This is a genomic window from Mesorhizobium sp. M4A.F.Ca.ET.020.02.1.1, assembly GCF_004022645.1.
In the GTDB taxonomy this organism is placed as follows: domain Bacteria; phylum Pseudomonadota; class Alphaproteobacteria; order Rhizobiales; family Rhizobiaceae; genus Mesorhizobium.
The window spans coordinates 1-463 of the sequence record NZ_RZOI01001390.1 but is presented as its reverse complement, the minus strand read 5'-3'; the positions used below and the strand labels follow the sequence as shown (position 1 = coordinate 463).

Annotated in this window: 1 pseudogene; it reads right to left on the bottom strand. The window is 57.0% G+C overall.

The features are described from left to right. A pseudogene (locus EN742_RS37305) lies at window positions 1-210 on the bottom strand (pyrimidine 5'-nucleotidase); the annotation flags it as partial. Window positions 211-463: the final 253 nt, after the last annotated feature.

The window sequence follows — 463 nt, the reverse complement described above, 5'->3', positions numbered from 1 at the left end:
GTTCAGCGTCGTTCCATACTGCTGGTAGAGTTCCTTCTGCAGCTTGCGCGCCTCGTCGCGCGGCAACGTCAGGAGCTCGCCCACATAGGCAGTCATCTTCACGTCGATCTGCGCGAACAGGTTCGAATGGTGCGGATAGAGCGTGTTGTCGAGATCGAACACCCAGTCGGTGACGTGGGCGAAGCGGGCGGGGTCTGGCTGCGTCGTCATGCGCTCCTTATGGCACGAAACAAAATCTCTGGCTGGGATTTATCCACAACTTATGCGCGTCGCTTTCGATGAAATGGCGCGTCGTTTCAAATTTTAGCCATCGCCGAAAGGTCACCTTCAGCGCTTGCTGGCACAGAGGCGGTTCTGTGGGGAGTCAGCGATGAATCGCCTATTTCTGAAGTCCGCCGCCGTTGCTTGCGCTTCGGTAGCCGTCTCGCTTCTGTTGACGCTTATAATCGTCCCCGCATTGGGT